Below are 14386 nucleotides of genomic sequence, written 5' to 3'. Positions count from 1 at the left end.
GGTCCGCACATGGCGTTTCGGCGTTTCGGACACCGCAGGTGGAATTCCGTACGAGCGGAAATTGCCGCAGGTCACGGGCTGTCAGGAAATTCTTGACGCCACGGACTCTCATGGCGCACCGCACTTCCGGCCGCCACCCGTTCGCACCTGCGCTGTCGCCCGCCGCTTGCGCCGCGCTTAGCGTTTTCGTAAGCGCAACTGTCGCGGTCTCGCCGCCGCGTCGAGAGGGGTGAACGAATGTCTTCGTCCCAGCCGACCGACGAGGAGGGTCAGCAGAGCAAGCGCGCGCCGTGGGGCGTGATCGCGCTGGTTCTGCTCACCGGACTCGCGCTGATCCGCAATGGATCGGGGGAATTCGACCTCGGTCCCCCGCAGCCCGCTTCGGCGGCGGCAGCGGATCTCCGCGACTCGTCCGGTCCCGGCGCGAAGGCGCCGAAGCCGTTGCCGTACTCCGTGGCGGAACGGGTGAAGATCCCGGCGATCCAGGTGGATGCCCCGGTCATGCCCGTGGGGGTCGACCCGGACGGCTGGGTGGAGGCCCCGCCGGCCGAGGACTCGAATCTCGCGGGCTGGTTCACCGGTGGGGTGACTCCGGGCGAGAAGGGCACCGCTGTCGTCGTCGGCCATGTCGACAACCAGCAGGGGCCCGCGGTGTTCTACGGCCTCGGCTCGCTCAAAAAGGGAAATCGCGTCCAGGTCGTGCGCAAGGACAGGAAGACCGCCGTGTTCCAGATCTACGGCATCGAGGTCTTCGAGAAGGCGAATTTCCCGGGGAACCGCGTCTACGGCAGTAAGGGAGCGCCCGAACTGAGGGTGATCACGTGCGGCGGCGGATTCTCCGAGCAGAACGGCTACGACGGGAATGTCGTCGTCTTCGCTCGCTTGGTCGAGGTGCGCTGACCCGGCGGGCGAAAACCCGGCTCAGACTCCCCGGCGCCTGGGCACCGTGATGCGGTAGTCCGAGTCGAGGAGTTCCGGCAGATAGGTGCGCAGGGCGGCAACACTCTGGGAGCGGTTGCCGCCCGCGTCATGACTGAGGACCACCACGCCGGGCGCCGCCCCGGCCCGGACCGCCCGGACGATGGAGCGGGTGCCCGGCTCCTCCCAGTCGTTGGTGTCGACGGTCCACGCGAGGGGTTCCATGCCGAGCCCGGCGCCGATGCGGAACACATTCCGGTTCCAGGCGCCGTACGGCGCACGGAACCAGGCGGGCGCCTCGCCGATCGTGTCGTCGATGATCTCGCAGGTCCGCTCGATCTCGGAGCGCACCGCCGAGCGGGACATGCCGGTCAGCAGGGGGTGCGTCCAGGTGTGGTTGCCGACGACGTGACCGTCGTCGGCCATCTCGCGCAGCAGGTCCTTGTTCCACTCGACCTGTTCCCCGCAGACGAAGAACATGGCGCGGACGTCGTACTCACGCAGCGTCTGCAGGATGTGCGGGGTGTAGAGCGGGTCGGGTCCGTCGTCGAAGGTGAGGACCATGGTCCTGTCGTGGGTGTCCATCTGCAGGATCGGCTCGTGCCGTACCGCCGGCCGGGTGGACGCCGCCTGCGGCGGACCGTAACCGGCCAGGGGCTGGAGGCGGTACGTGGACGGCCGCAACGCCTTCGCGGCCTGCGGTCCCGCGGCAGGGGCGGCCGGGCGGCCGGTGCAGCCGGCGACGGCACCGAGGCCGAGGAGCACCACGCCGCGGAACAGTGCCCGCCGCCCTGGATTGGTCTGATCCGGTTTCATGACTAATGCGTCGCACGGCACCCGTCGCGGACCGCATTCCAACGCCGCTCCGCCTCCCGAAAACACCCGATGGGACCAGCAGCGCCCGAGGCCGACCCGTACGGAAAGGCTCGCCCCAACGCCTGCCGGACCTGGGGTTTCCGCTAGCCTCACCGCTGTGAACGCAGAGCAGCCACACCAGTTCGAACGCGGTACGGACGGCCCCAAGGTGATCGTGGTCGGAGTGGACGGCTCCGACTCCTCGCTGCGTGCCGCGTCCTACGCCGGAGGCCTCGCGCGACGCCAGCGCGCTCTCCTGGCCGTCGTGTACATCCAGCCGATCATGGCCACCGGCGCCGCGCTCGGCGTCCCCGTGGCCGACACCACGGACGAGATCGCCGAGGGTCTGATCGCCGAGATCAGGGAGGCGGCCGAGCGGGTGAAGGGCATATACGAGGTGCGCTGGGAGTTCCACACCTTCCGCGGCGACCCGTACAACGGCCTGGTCACCGCCGCCGACGAACTGAAGGCGGACGCCGTGATCGTCGGCGCGTCCGAGCAGGCGGGACACCGCATCGTCGGGTCGGTGGCGATCCGGCTGGTGAAGGCAGGGCGCTGGCCCGTCACGGTGGTCCCGTAACCACCCGAACCCGTACGGCCCCTGGGGCGTGCCCGCCCCGCAGGTTCCGCACGCCCGTCATGCCGGTGGTGCCCGCGCTCGGGGTCGTCCTCTCGGTCGACCTCATCGCCTTCCCGCGGCGCGACGAGGTCCTGAGTGCCACCCGCCCGTCGTCTAACGGCCCATCGTCAGGCCGTCCTTGGCCGCACCGCGGCTGAGGACGGCCCGACTGATCCGGTCGCGGACGTCCGTCAGGCCGAGGCCGTCGTGGATGGACTGGTTGACGTTGATCACGCGGCTCGAGCCGAGGTTGAACCACTGCGGGATGAACTCGGCCTTGCGCACCTCCCAGCGCCCGCCGGGCCGCTCCGGCGGCGCGAAGGTGAAGCGTCCGATGGTGCCCTCGTTGCCGCGCGCGTCCTGGGCGCCGTCGTCGTTGAACATGTCGCCGGCGATCTGGTCGCCCATGCCGTAGACCACCCACGTGCCGTTGACCTTCTCGTACGCCTGCGGGACGTGCGCGTGCGTGCCGAGGATCAGGTCGATGTCGGGGCGGCCGCCCGTGCGCGACGCGGTGAGCTCGTCGCCGAGCCGCAGCTGGTCCGCGTCCGGCTCGTCCTGCCACTCGGTGCCCCAGTTCAGGGAGAGGACGACCACGTCCGCGCCCGCCTTCCGGGCCGCCCGCGCGTCGTGGACGATCCTCTGACGGTCGATCATGTTCACGGCCCACGGGCGCCCTTTGGGCATCGGGAGGCCGTTCGTGTCGTACGTGTACGCGAGGTGCGCGACCTTGGCGCCACCGGCGCGCAGCCACGCGGGGCTTCTGCCCTCGGCGGCGGTGCGGGCCGAGCCCGTGTGGCGGATGCCCACGCGGTCCATGGCGTCGAGGGTGCGGTCGATGCCTGCGGCGCCGTCGTCGAGGGCGTGGTTCGAGGCCGTGGAACAGGCGTCGTAGCCCGTGTCGCTCAGCCCCTTGGCAACCTCGGGCGGGGACTTGAAGGTCGGGTAGCCGGTGTAGTGGCCGCCGGCGCCGTAGACCGTCTCCATGTGACAGATCGCCAGATCCGCCTTGGAGATGACCGGCTTCACGGCGGACAGCATCGGCGCGAAGTCGTAGCCGTCGCCGCTCGCGTCGGTCTTCGCCTGCTTGATGATCGACGCGTGAGGCAGTACGTCGCCGGAGGCGACCAGCGTGAAGCCGCGCTGCCCGTCGGTGGCGCCGCCCGCGGCCGACGGCGCCGGGGCTCCGGTGGCGTGGGGGGCCGCGCGGTGTGTGCCGTCCTCGGGCGCGGAGCAGCCCGCGCCCGCCGCGATCAGCGCGGCGGCCAGGAGCACCGTGCCCTGCCGTGCGTGCCGTGTGCGGTGCGTGTGCCGGGTGTGTCCCATGTGCCCTGTGCCGCGTCTGCGCTGCGCCATCGATCAAGCTCCCGATTCGGTGAATATGGTGATTTTCGACATAGGCATAGACGTACGAGCATCAGGCCGAGTCAAGGCTCCATACCGCCGTGGTCCCTGGAACGGCGTCACGTTCCGCGGCAGTCGGCCCCGTTCACCGCACCGCTCGCCGACCGCATCGACCGCCCGTCGCAGACCGCGGCCCACGCTCTGGGCGTGAGCCGCGCGCTGCGCTGCCATACGGCCATGACGACCGCCATGAAGCCCGAAGGACCCGACCGCACGGCAGAACATGTGCTGGCCGAGCTCCAGCGCGAGCACGGCAGGCCGCTTCTCTCCTTCCTCCTGCGACTGTGCGACGGCGACCGGCAGCGGGCGGAAGACCTGGTCCAGGAGACGTTCGTACGCGCCTGGCAGCATCCGGAGGCGCTGCGCGCCGACTACGAGTCCGTGCGCCCGTGGCTGTTCACCGTCGGCCGCAGGCTCGCCATAGACGCCCGGCGCGCACGGCTCGCCCGGCCCCCGGAGATCGGCGGCACGGTCCTGGAGAGCGCGCGGGTCTGCGCCGACCACGCGGAGCGCTCGGCGGCCGCGCTCGATGTCCGCGAGGCCGTGGCGACGCTCAGCCCGGAGCACCGGGCGGTGCTCCTCCACGTGTACTTCCGGGGCGCCTCCGTGGCCGAGGCGGCCGCCGCGCTCGGGATCCCGCCCGGTACCGTGAAGTCCCGTGCGTACTACGCGCTGCGCGCACTGCGCAGGGTGCTCCCGGGCTATGAGGCGAACACGGCCGGCCCGCATTGAAACCGGACAGCAGGTCAAGCCTCGGTAAAGCGCCTTGCCCGGTGCCCCGGTCCTCGATTGAGTAATCCGCTGTCCTCCCCTGCCCGGTCGGGCGCGAGGGCCCGGGGGCCGGCGGAGCGCACGGACCGGAGGAAGGCAGGAAGGGATGTTGCACGGGAGCAAGGAAGGCACATCGGGCGCCGGCGGCGGCGAACTGACGGTGCCGATGGCGTGGTTGTACGCCGAGTACATCGCCGATGAGCTGCTGCGCACCGGTGATCTGATGCCGCCCACGTCCTTCGAGTTCCGGGCCGGGCGCGACGCACTCGCACTGACGATCTTCCTGTCGGACACGGACGGCGAGCTGTCCGGCATCCGGGTCGTGTCCCAGCTGGAGAACTGGCTGTCGCTGACGGCCTACGACCAGCCGTGGCAGTACTGGGTGCGAGAGCACATGGCGCGCCTTGCCGCGCAGGCGCTCGACGAGAACAGACCTTCGCCGGACCTCGAACTGGCCGAGGCGGCGTGGCGGTGGCTGGAGGAGACGGAACTGCTCGCGCCCGATCTCGACTCCGTGCCGGGCCGCGGTCCGCTGCCCGACGAGGAGGACGACGGGCCGCAGGTGTGGACACCGGCGTGGCAGCTGGGGCTGCCGCTGGGCCATCTGGCGATCCATCTGTTCTGAGGCCCTGCGGCCCGCGAGCCCGCTAGTCGACCTCCACACCTGAAGAGTGCACGCCCGCGCGGTACTTGGGGATCCGCACGGTGATCTTCATGCCCGCGCCGGTGCCGGTCTCGATGACGAGGCCGTAGTCGTCGCCGAACACCTGCCTGAGCCGCTCGTCGACGTTCGACAGACCGATCCCGGTCGAGGTGCCGCCCTCGCCGCGCAGGATCGCGCGCAGCTCGCCCGGGTCCATGCCGACCCCGTCGTCCTCGATGACGACCTCCGCCTCCGCGCCGGCGTCCCGGGCACCGATCGTGATGCGGCTGCGGGTGACGGCGCCCTCCAGGCCGTGTTTCACTGCGTTCTCGACCAGGGGCTGGAGGCACAGGAAGGGCAGCGCCACCGGCAGCACCTCGGGCGCGATCTGGAGCGTGACCGAGAGCCGGTCGCCGAACCGGGCCCGGACCAGGGCCAGATACTGGTCGATGGAGTGCAACTCGTCGGCGAGCGTGGTGAAGTCGCCGTGGCGGCGGAACGAGTAGCGGATGAAGTCGGCGAACTCCAGGAGGAGTTCACGGGCCCGCTCGGGGTCGGTGCGGACGAACGAGGCGATGGCGGCGAGCGAGTTGAAGATGAAGTGCGGCGAGATCTGCGCGCGCAACGCCTTGATCTCCGCCTCGATGAGCCGGGTGCGCGAGCGGTCGAGTTCGGCCAGCTCCAGCTGTACGGAGATCCAGCGGGCGACCTCGTCGGCGGCCCGGGCGAGGACGGCCGACTCGCGGGGCGCGTAGGCGACGAGGGCACCGAGCACCCGTCCGTCGGTGACGATCGGGGCGGCGACGGCCCAGCGCAGCGGGCAGTCGACGGCGTCGCATCCGCAGCCGAACGCGGCGCTGCGCCCGGTGTCGAGCAGGCCCTCGAGGTGCCCCATGACCTGCTTGCCGTGCTGCTCCCCCGCGCCGTCCCAGGCGAGGACGGCGGTGCGGTTGGTGAGGCAGAGCGCGTCGGTGCCGAGGAGCGTGCGCAGCCTGCGGGCCGACCTGCGTGCCGACTCCTCGGTGAGCCCGGCCCGCAGCGGCGGCGCGGCGAGCGAGGCGGTGTGCAGGGTGTCGAAGGTGGCCCGCTCGACCGGCGTACCCACGTCGCTGCGGCCCCCGGGGTGCGCGGTGCGCCGGCCGAGGACGAAGCCGCCCGCGAGGAGGAGCGGGCACAGGGCGAGCAGCACGGCGGTGGCGGTCACGGCCGGGCTCCCGGCTCGCCCGTGGTGATCGTCCCGCGTGTGCTGAGCGCCTCCGGGAGGTGCAGTCGCGTCATCGTGGCGCTGGTGTGCGGCGGTACGGAGTCCTGGGTGGCGAGCGACACGAGGATCATGGCGAGGAAGCCGACCGGCACCGACCACACGGCGGGCCAGGCGAGCAGCGTGTGCAGCCAGCCGCCTTGGGCGACGCCGGCGACGGTCAGGGTCACCGCGACGAGCGCGGAGCCGCCGCCGAGCAGCAGTCCGGCCCGCGCGCCGGGCGGGGTGAGCCGCCGCCACCAGATGCCGAGGACGAGCAGCGGGCAGAACGAGGACGCCGACACCGCGAACGCCATCCCCACGGCGTCCGCCACCGGCACCCCGCTGACCAGGAGCGCCCCGCCGAGCGGCACGCTCATCGCGAGGAGTGTCGCCAGGCGGAAGTGCCGTACGCCGCGGGCCGGCAGGACGTCCTGGCTGAGCACCCCCGCGACGGCCATCGTCAGGCCCGACGCGGTCGACAGGAACGCGGCGAAGGCGCCGCCCGCCACGAGCGCCCCGAGCAGGTCCCCGCCGAGCCCGCCGACGGCCCGCCCCGGCAGGAGCAGGACGGCCGCGTCGGCGTCCTGGGTGGCGCTCAGTTCGGGCGCGTACAGGCTGCCGAGCCAGCCGTACACCGGCGGCAGACAGTAGAAGAGCCCGATGAGGGCGAGCACGGCGACCGTGGTGCGGCGGGCCGCGCGGCCGTTCGGGCTCGTGTAGAAGCGGACGACGACGTGCGGCAGGCCCATCGTGCCGAGGAACGTGGCGACGATGAGCCCGTACGTCGCGTACAGCGGGTGGTCGGCGCGGCTGGTGGCGAGCGGCTGCCCGGAGCCCGCGCCGGACCAGGGCACGCCGTCGGCGGACGGCGGGGCGCCGCCGTCGCCGTGCCAGGCGAGGACCAGGAAGAACGCGGGTACGAGCAGCGCTGTCAGCTTCAGCCAGTACTGGAAGGCCTGGACGAAGGTGATGGAGCGCATGCCGCCCGCGGCGACCGCGAGGACGACGACGGCGGCGACGAGCGTCCCGCCGAACCAGCGCGGCGCGCCCGTGAGGATCTGCAACGTGAGCCCCGCGCCCTGGAGTTGGGGCACGAGGTAGAGCCAGCCCGCGCCGACCACCAGCATGCTGACGACCCTGCGGACGCTGCGGGACTCCAGGCGGCCCTCGGCGAAGTCGGGCAGGGTGTAGGCACCGGAGCGGCGCAGCGGGGCAGCGACGAACACGAGCAGGACGAGGTATCCGGCGGTGTACCCGACGGGGTACCAGAGCATGTCGGGGCCGTGCACGAGCAGCAGTCCGGCGACGCCGAGGAAGGAGGCCGCGGAGAGGTACTCCCCGCTGATCGCGGCGGCGTTGAGGCCGGGGCCGACCGTGCGCGAGGCGACGTAGAAGTCGGAGGTGGTGCGGGAGATGCGCAGGCCGAAGCCGCCGATGAGGACCGTGGCCAGGACGACCACGGCCACGGCGGATATCGCGTACGCCTCGTTCACGGCGCCCCGTGGCGGTCGCGGACGGCCCGGCCGTGCACGAGGCGCGCGAAGTCGCGTTCGTTGCGCTCGGCCCGGCGCACGTACCACCAGGCGATGAGGACGAGGACCGGGTAGCAGCCGAAGCCGAGGACGATCCAGACGACGGTGGCGTTGCGAAGGGCGTCGAAGAAGAGCGGCAGGGTCACCACGGGGAGGGCGAGGACCGCGAACGCGGTGAGTCCGGTGCGGAGTTGACTGCGCATCAGGGAGCGGACGTAGGCCGCGCCCAGCGTCGTCTGTTCGTCGATCTCCCACTGGGTGGGGTGGCCGGGCAGCCGGCGCACCGCGCGCGGCTCGCCGGTCACGACCTCGCGGCGGGGTGCGGGCTCAGCGCTGGCGGACACGGCCGGAGTGTAGGCGGGGACGCGGGCCGAACGGAAGGGGTCGACGGGTATCGGCCCAGGTCACACGGTTTCCGGTCAGCCGCCCGCGCGCCGCATGAGCAGTTCGCGCACGCGGCTCGCGTGGCGGCGGCTCACGGCGAGTTCGGCGTCGCCTATCCGCACGCTCATGCCACCGCCGTCGAGGCGGAGTTCGTCGATGCGGTGCAGGGCGACGAGATGGCTGCGGTGGATCCGGACGAACCCGTACGGCTGCCAGCGCTCCTCCAGGGTGGTCAGCGGTATCCGCACGAGGTGGCTGGCGTCAGCGGTGTGCAGGCGCGCGTAGTCGCCCTGGGCCTCGGCGTACGCGATGTCGGCGACGGCCACGAGGCGGGTGACGCCGCCCAGTTCGACGGGGATCCGGTCGGCGGAGAGGTCCACTGCGGGCCTGGCGACGGCGGCCTGTTCGGCGACGCGCCGCACGGCCTCCGCGAGGCGCTCCCTGCGCACGGGCTTGAGGACGTAGTCGACGGCCTTCAGGTCGAAGGCCTGCACGGCGAAGTCCTCGTGGGCGGTGACGAAGACGATCATCGGTGGCTTGGCGAACCCGGCGAGGAGCCGCGCCACGTCGAGGCCCGTGAGCCCGGCCATCTGGATGTCGAGGAAGAGCACGTCGATGGCGTTGGCGTCGTCGCCTCCCGCGTCCAGGGCGCGGCCGATGCGCCGCAGGGCCTCGTTCGCGTCGGTGGCGCCCTCGGCGGCGCGCACCCGCGGGTCGGCCCGCAACAGGTAGAGCAGCTCGGCGAGTGCGGGTTCCTCGTCGTCGACGGCCAGTACGCGCAGCATGCGGCTGGAGTGTAGGTGCTTGTCCCGTGGTGGCCAATCCTGGTGGGACTTGAGTGATTCGGCGGCCGGGTGCGTACGGGAGGGCGAGCGGCACACCGTCCGGTCAGAGGTCAGACACGTACGACGCGAGGAACGGCATGAGGTCCCTGGATCGGCATCGCGACGTCGGCGCCTACGCGCTGGGCGTCCTCGACGAGGCGGACCGGTTCCGCTTCGAGGACCATCTCGGGCAGTGTCCCCGGTGCGTGGCGCGGGTCGGTGAGTTCGGGTCCACGACGGCGGCGCTGGCGCTGTACGTGCGGGCGACGCCGCCCGCCGTGGAGACCGTGGCCGAGGCGGGTCCCGTGCTCCTGGACGGACTGCTGTCGCGGATGGAGCGGGTGCGCCGGGCGGGGCGCAGGCGGTGGCTGTGCGCGATGGCGGCGGCGGTCGTGCTCGCCGTGGCGGGGCCGGGTGTCGTGGTCCTGGGCGGATCCGGCGACGACGCCGTGCGCCTGGACGCGCGGGACGCGCGGACCGGGGTGTCGGCGTCGCTGACGGCGTCCGGCCGCGAGTGGGGTACCGCGGTGGGGATCGAGGTCCGTGACGCGCACGGTCCCCGCGTGTGCGAACTGGTGGCCGTCGGCAAGGACGGTTCACGGCAGACCGTGACGACCTGGGCCGCGCGGGCCCATGACGCCGCGGCGACCACGACGGAGAGCGCGGTGGCGTTCCACCCTCGGGAGATCGCCCGCTTCGAGGTGCGGACCACGGACGGAACGCGTCTGGTGACCATCCCCATGCGGTGAACCCCCTTTCCTGGCAGTCGACTTCGGGCAGCGCTCCCAGGGGTGGTCACTTCAGGAGCTTCGACATCCTGCGGTCCGCGAGCGGCTTGCCGCCCGTCTGGCAGGTCGCGCAGTACTGGAGCGACGAGTCGTGGAAGGACACCTCGCGGATCGTGTCGCCGCACACCGGGCACTTCTCGCCCGCTCTGCCGTGCACCCGCAGCCCGCTCTTCTTCTCGGCCTTGAGCCGCCCGGCCGCGACGCCGCGGGAGCGCTCGACGGCCTCGGTCAGCGTGTCGCGCAGGGCCTTGTGGAGGACCGACACGTCGTCGGCGGTCAGGCTCGACGCGAGCTTGAAGGGGGACATCTTCGCGGCGTGCAGGATCTCGTCGCTGTACGCGTTCCCGATGCCCGCGATGAGGCTCTGGTCGCGCAGCGCCCCCTTGATCTGCCGCCGCTCGCCGTCCAGGAGGGCGGCGAAGCGCGCCTCGTCGAAGCCGTCGGCGAGCGGGTCGGGGCCGAGTCTCGCGATGCCTGGGACATCGGCCGGGTCGTGGACGACGTACACCGCGAGACTCTTCTGGGTGCCCGCCTCGGTGAGGTCGAAGCCCTCCCCGTCCTCCAGGGCGACGCGCAGGGCGAGCGGTCCTCTGCCGGGGCGCGGCGCGCCGTCGGGGAGCCGGTCCTTCCAGTGGAGCCAGCCCGCGCGGGCGAGGTGCGTGACGAGGTGCAGCCCGTCCGCGTCGAGGTCGAGGAACTTGCCGTGCCGCGTCACGCCCGTGACCGTGCGGCCCTCCAGGGCGGCGGGCGGCGGGTCGTACGTCTTCAGGACACTCACGGCGACGGGCAGGACGCGGACGATCTCGTGCCCCACCAGATGCTCGGTGAGGAAGTCCGTCAGCGCTTCGACCTCGGGAAGTTCCGGCATACGTCCAAGAGTGCCACCGGGCACCGACAGTGCCAGGTGAGCCGTCACCGCGCCGCCGGTCAGTCCCTGGCCGGCACCACGAACTCGCACCACACGCACTTGCCGCTCCCCCGCGCCTCCACGCCCCACACGTCCGCGAGCCGGTCCACGAGGAGCAGGCCGCGCCCCGAGACGCCGTCCTCGCCCGCCTCGCGCCGGCGCGGGAGCGCGCTGGAGGTGTCCTCGACGTCCACACGCAGTCTGCGGTCGGACGCGGTGATCACGCGCAGGGTGACGACCGCGGGGCCGTCGGTGTGCATCAGCGCGTTGGTGATCATCTCGTCGGCGACGAGCTCTATCTCGTCCGCCCGTCCGCCCGCGCCCCAGGCCCGGACGGCGGCCCTGATCATGTGCCGGGCCTCTCTCAGTGCCTCGGGGTCGTTCGGCGCGACATGCTGCTGGAGACGGCCGCCCGACTGGGGCGCGCCGATGCCGCGGCGGCGCAGCAGGAGCAGGGCGACGTCGTCGTCACCGCCGCGTTCGTCGACGCTCTCGCACAGCAGGTCGCCGAGGTCACCGAGGTCGTGGGGGCCGGTGCCGACGAGGGTCGTGAGGGCCTGCAGTCCGTCGTCGAGGTCGGTGCCCGGCTGCTCGACGAGGCCGTCGGTGCACAGGATCAGTGCCTGGCCCGGGTCGAGTTCGACGGTCCCGACCGGGTATTCGAGCCGGCCGAACTCGGCGGAGAGGCCCAGCGGCAGGCCGCCGTCGACGGGCAGTCTGCGGCAGGTCCCGTCGGTGAGGCGCAGCAGCGGGTCCAGGTGCCCGGCGCGCACGAGCTGGACGACCCCGGTCGACAGGTCGGCCTCCGCGTACAGGCAGGTCGCGAACCGCTCGGTGTCGAGTTCGTGGAGGAAGACGGAGGCGCGGGCCATGACGGTGGCGGGCGTGTGCCCCTCGGCGGCGTACGCGCGCAGCACGATGCGCAGCTGTCCCATGACGGCGGCGGCGTGGGTGTCGTGTCCCTGGACGTCGCCGATGACGGCGCCGACGCGTCCGCCGGGCAGCGGGATCACGTCGTACCAGTCACCTCCGATGTCGCGGCCGAGGGCGGCCGAGCGGTAGCGGACGGCGATGTCGGCGCCGGAGACGGCGGGGATGGTGCGGGGCAGCATGGCCTGCTGGAGGCCCTGGGCGAGGTCCTTCTCCTGCTCGTAGAACATCGCGCGCTGGAGGCTCTGGGCGATGCTGCTGCCGAGGGCGACGAGGACGTTGCGCTCCTCCTCGGTGAAGCCGCGCTTGTCCATGTAGAGCAGGCCGAGCGCACCGATGGGGCGGGCCTGGGCGATGAGCGGCAGGTAGGCCGCGGCCGTGATCTCGAGCTGGGTGATGTGCGGCCACAGCAGCGGGTAGGACTCGGCGAAGTCGTCGGGGGACTCGATGAAGCGGGGCGCGAGGGTGCGTACGACGTCGCCCATGGGGTACGGCTCGTCGATCCGTGTGACCTTGGTGCCGGGCACGAAGCTGCCCTCGGGGCCGTCGGCGACCAGGTGGATGCGGCCGGCCCTGACGAGGCCCATGACGAGGCTGGTCGCGCCGAGGTGCTGGAGGCCGTGGCTGTCCTTGAGGACGTCGATGACGTCCTGGACGGTGCGGGCGTGCGCGAGGGCGGCGGTGGTGCCCTGGACGACACTGGTCTGGCGGCGGCGCAGGGCGTCCTGTTCGCGGCGGGCCGTGCTGTCGCTGAGTTCCTGGGTGGCGTCGCGGACGAGGCCGACGATGCGGCGCGGACGGCCGGTGTCGTCGCGTCTGATGTAGCCCTGGGTGTGGGTCCAGCGCATCCTGCCGTTGCGGCATTTGATGCGGAAGTAGGCGCCGTAGTTCTCGTTGCTGCTCTTGAGGGCCGTGGCGACGATGCCGTCGAGGCGGGTGGCCTCGGTCGGGGGGACACGGATGTCGAGCGACTCGGGGCGCCCGTCGTACTCGTCGGGGCGTACGTCGAAGATCTCGTGGGCCTTGGCGTCCATGTGCATCAGGCCGGTGTCGAGGTCCCAGTCGAAGCTGCCGATGCCCAGGTGGCCCCCGAACTCGGCGAGGAAGCAGCAGGAGGCGTCCCCCGTCGCCCTGCCGCAGTGCGTGCAGTCGATCGGCTCCCCGCCCCCCGTACCGGCGGCTTCCATGGGGCCACGCTAGGCGCACCGCGAATCACTCGCATGCCGGGCACGGCGTACTCCGGACGGCCCTGGGCGCAGCCCGGAGCGCGCCAGGGGCCGTGTCGGTGCGACGGCCACCGGCGCGCTTCGCCCGGATGGGGCGTCAGCTGGAGAAGACGCTCTCGGCGGACGGCACGTCGGGGATGAGGCCGCCGCCGTCGGGCAGGTCGGGGCTGTCGGGGACGGTGTCCGGGCCGAGGTCGCTGGAGCCGTCGCCGGGAGGCGAGTCCGTGGGGACGTCGGTGTCGCCGGGCGCGCTGGTCGGCGGGCTCGCGGGCTCGGAGGCCGGCGCCGACTCCTCCGAGGAGGGCGGCTGTGACGACGGGGGGCTGGCGCTGTTGGAGGACTCCGACGGGCTGGTGCTGCCGCTCGAGCTCGGCGACGTGGAGGTGGACGGGGACGACGACGGGGACGACGGCGAGGGCGACGCGGAGTTGTCGGAGGGGTGGGGCTTCGGCATCGGGGGCGGCGGCACGCGCTTGTCGTGCTGCCCGTCGTCACCGACCTTCCGCTCGATCCAGGTGTTGTCGGTGATGTTCACGATGACGATGTTCGTGATGACCTTCGGGGCCGGCGTGACCACCACGACCTGCGTGGGCCGGTAGCCGGACCACTGCTGCCCCTGGGTGTTCGGCGTCCCCTTGATCGCGACGGGCGGCTTCAGCGGGTTGCCGCACGCGCACCGCACCCGGGGCATCCCCCGGTCGTCGACGAGGACGGCGGTGCCGGCCTGGAGCACGGCCTGGTAGCTCGTCGCCTCTCCGGAGCGGTAGCCGTGGTTGGTGACGCGGGTGTCGGCGCGCAGGACGACGGGCGTGAGGCCGCGCAGGAAGTCCGGGACGGAGGCCGCGGAGATGCCTTCGACGTCGGCGAAGGCGCGTTCCTTGGCCGGGTCCGAGGTGAGGAAGCCGACCTGCTTCTCGACGTCGCAGCTTCCGACGGACTGCGTGCCGCCGTAGAGGCCGGGGGTCGCGCCGTCGACGGGGTGCATGCCCTGCGTGTTCGCGGAGGCGGTGCCGCTCGGTGACGGCGGCTGCGGCGTTCGGGTGACGGGCGCGGGGGTCTCGGTGCTCTTGGCGGTGGAGTCGGTGAACGGGTCGGGGCCCGTCTCGGCCACGGGCTGGAGGAAGAGCTCCCCCTTGGCGGCCGACGCGCCGTTGCCGCTGTCCCCCGAGCATCCGGCGACCAGGAGCGCGGCGGATATCGCCAAGGCACTGACAAAGATCCTGGTGGGTGAGCGCACCGTGTTCTCCCGCCTACATATGGGCACTTTGCCCCATTGTTTGCGGCGAAATCGGGCACCTCGCAAGCGCAATGCGATCCCGCACGCCCATCGCGCTCACCCTCC

14 protein-coding genes are annotated in these 14386 nt (G+C 72.3%); 5 read left to right on the top strand and 9 right to left on the bottom strand.

Translation table 11 applies throughout. The features are described 5' to 3' along the window. Positions 1-237 precede the first annotated feature (237 nt). Positions 238-900, top strand: a complete 663-nt coding sequence (locus LGI35_RS37855) for a class F sortase (RefSeq protein ID WP_227298918.1) — start codon at positions 238-240, stop codon at positions 898-900. A gap of 21 nt (positions 901-921) precedes the next feature. Here the strand turns inward: LGI35_RS37855 and LGI35_RS37850 are convergent, their stop codons facing one another. After that, positions 922-1734 (bottom strand): polysaccharide deacetylase family protein, encoded by an 813-nt coding sequence (locus LGI35_RS37850; protein WP_227298916.1) that lies wholly within the window; start codon positions 1732-1734, stop codon positions 922-924. Positions 1735-1891: 157 nt separating this feature from the next. Between LGI35_RS37850 and LGI35_RS37845 the strand changes: the two genes are divergently transcribed. Beyond that, positions 1892-2353: a universal stress protein gene (locus LGI35_RS37845; protein WP_227298914.1), complete on the top strand. Its 462-nt coding sequence runs from the start codon at positions 1892-1894 to the stop codon at positions 2351-2353. 153 nt (positions 2354-2506) lie between these two features. On the opposite strand, the gene LGI35_RS37840 is transcribed toward LGI35_RS37845, so the two are convergent. Continuing rightward, complete coding sequence (locus LGI35_RS37840; protein ID WP_376569567.1) at positions 2507-3718, bottom strand: CapA family protein; 1212 nt, start codon at positions 3716-3718, stop codon at positions 2507-2509. A 255-nt stretch (positions 3719-3973) separates the two neighbouring features. On the opposite strand from LGI35_RS37840, the gene LGI35_RS37835 reads away from it, so the two are divergent. Both LGI35_RS37835 and LGI35_RS37830 read left to right on the top strand, forming a co-directional pair. After that, the gene (locus LGI35_RS37835) at positions 3974-4528 is read left to right on the top strand and encodes a sigma-70 family RNA polymerase sigma factor (protein ID WP_227298910.1); all 555 of its coding nucleotides are present in this window, start codon (positions 3974-3976) and stop codon (positions 4526-4528) included. A 145-nt stretch (positions 4529-4673) separates the two neighbouring features. After that, positions 4674-5192, top strand: a complete 519-nt coding sequence (locus tag LGI35_RS37830) for a hypothetical protein (RefSeq protein WP_227298908.1) — start codon at positions 4674-4676, stop codon at positions 5190-5192. A 22-nt stretch (positions 5193-5214) separates the two neighbouring features. Here the strand turns inward: LGI35_RS37830 and LGI35_RS37825 are convergent, their stop codons facing one another. The 4 genes from LGI35_RS37825 to LGI35_RS37810 all read right to left on the bottom strand — a co-directional run bounded on the left by LGI35_RS37825 (position 5215) and on the right by LGI35_RS37810 (position 9154). Beyond that, entirely contained in the window at positions 5215-6414 is a 1200-nt protein-coding gene (locus LGI35_RS37825; RefSeq protein WP_227298907.1) for a sensor histidine kinase, read from the bottom strand. Beyond that, on the bottom strand, positions 6411-7946 hold the full coding sequence (locus LGI35_RS37820; protein ID WP_227298905.1) for a sodium/solute symporter: 1536 nt from the start codon (positions 7944-7946) through the stop codon (positions 6411-6413). The genes LGI35_RS37825 and LGI35_RS37820 overlap by 4 nt, the downstream gene beginning before the upstream one ends. Further along, entirely contained in the window at positions 7943-8290 is a 348-nt protein-coding gene (locus LGI35_RS37815) for a DUF485 domain-containing protein (RefSeq protein WP_227300693.1), read from the bottom strand. Before LGI35_RS37815 ends, LGI35_RS37820 begins: the two co-directional genes overlap by 4 nt. Before the next feature lie 114 nt (positions 8291-8404). Further along, on the bottom strand, positions 8405-9154 hold the full coding sequence (locus LGI35_RS37810; RefSeq protein WP_116506063.1) for a LytR/AlgR family response regulator transcription factor: 750 nt from the start codon (positions 9152-9154) through the stop codon (positions 8405-8407). Positions 9155-9291: 137 nt separating this feature from the next. On the opposite strand from LGI35_RS37810, the gene LGI35_RS37805 reads away from it, so the two are divergent. Then, a complete protein-coding gene (locus LGI35_RS37805) occupies positions 9292-9942 on the top strand; it encodes a zf-HC2 domain-containing protein (protein WP_227298903.1) in 651 nt (216 codons plus the stop codon). A gap of 46 nt (positions 9943-9988) precedes the next feature. Here LGI35_RS37805 and LGI35_RS37800 read toward each other — a convergent pair whose 3' ends face one another. From LGI35_RS37800 to LGI35_RS37790, 3 genes are all read right to left on the bottom strand, one after another. After that, on the bottom strand, positions 9989-10849 hold the full coding sequence (locus tag LGI35_RS37800) for an Fpg/Nei family DNA glycosylase (protein ID WP_227298901.1): 861 nt from the start codon (positions 10847-10849) through the stop codon (positions 9989-9991). A 59-nt stretch (positions 10850-10908) separates the two neighbouring features. Beyond that, positions 10909-13005, bottom strand: a complete 2097-nt coding sequence (locus LGI35_RS37795) for a SpoIIE family protein phosphatase (protein WP_227298900.1) — start codon at positions 13003-13005, stop codon at positions 10909-10911. 136 nt (positions 13006-13141) lie between these two features. After that, the gene (locus tag LGI35_RS37790; protein WP_227298898.1) at positions 13142-14248 is read right to left on the bottom strand and encodes a DUF6777 domain-containing protein; all 1107 of its coding nucleotides are present in this window, start codon (positions 14246-14248) and stop codon (positions 13142-13144) included. Positions 14249-14386: the final 138 nt, after the last annotated feature.

It is taken from the genome of Streptomyces longhuiensis, assembly GCF_020616555.1.
GTDB classification, from domain to species: Bacteria; Actinomycetota; Actinomycetes; order Streptomycetales; family Streptomycetaceae; genus Streptomyces; species Streptomyces longhuiensis.
Note: the sequence above shows the minus strand (reverse complement) of the source record. Positions and strands in the feature narration are given on the sequence as shown.

Coding starts and splice junctions, on each gene's coding strand:
- LGI35_RS37855 (WP_227298918.1), top strand. CDS start 238: ATGTCTTCGTCCCAGCCGACCGACGAGGAGGGTCAGCAGAGCAAGCGC.
- LGI35_RS37800 (WP_227298901.1), bottom strand. CDS start 10,849: ATGCCGGAACTTCCCGAGGTCGAAGCGCTGACGGACTTCCTCACCGAG.
- LGI35_RS37805 (WP_227298903.1), top strand. CDS start 9,292: ATGAGGTCCCTGGATCGGCATCGCGACGTCGGCGCCTACGCGCTGGGC.
- LGI35_RS37795 (WP_227298900.1), bottom strand. CDS start 13,005: ATGGAAGCCGCCGGTACGGGGGGCGGGGAGCCGATCGACTGCACGCAC.
- LGI35_RS37810 (WP_116506063.1), bottom strand. CDS start 9,154: ATGCTGCGCGTACTGGCCGTCGACGACGAGGAACCCGCACTCGCCGAG.
- LGI35_RS37830 (WP_227298908.1), top strand. CDS start 4,674: ATGTTGCACGGGAGCAAGGAAGGCACATCGGGCGCCGGCGGCGGCGAA.
- LGI35_RS37850 (WP_227298916.1), bottom strand. CDS start 1,734: ATGAAACCGGATCAGACCAATCCAGGGCGGCGGGCACTGTTCCGCGGC.
- LGI35_RS37840 (WP_376569567.1), bottom strand. CDS start 3,718: ATGGGACACACCCGGCACACGCACCGCACACGGCACGCACGGCAGGGC.
- LGI35_RS37835 (WP_227298910.1), top strand. CDS start 3,974: ATGACGACCGCCATGAAGCCCGAAGGACCCGACCGCACGGCAGAACAT.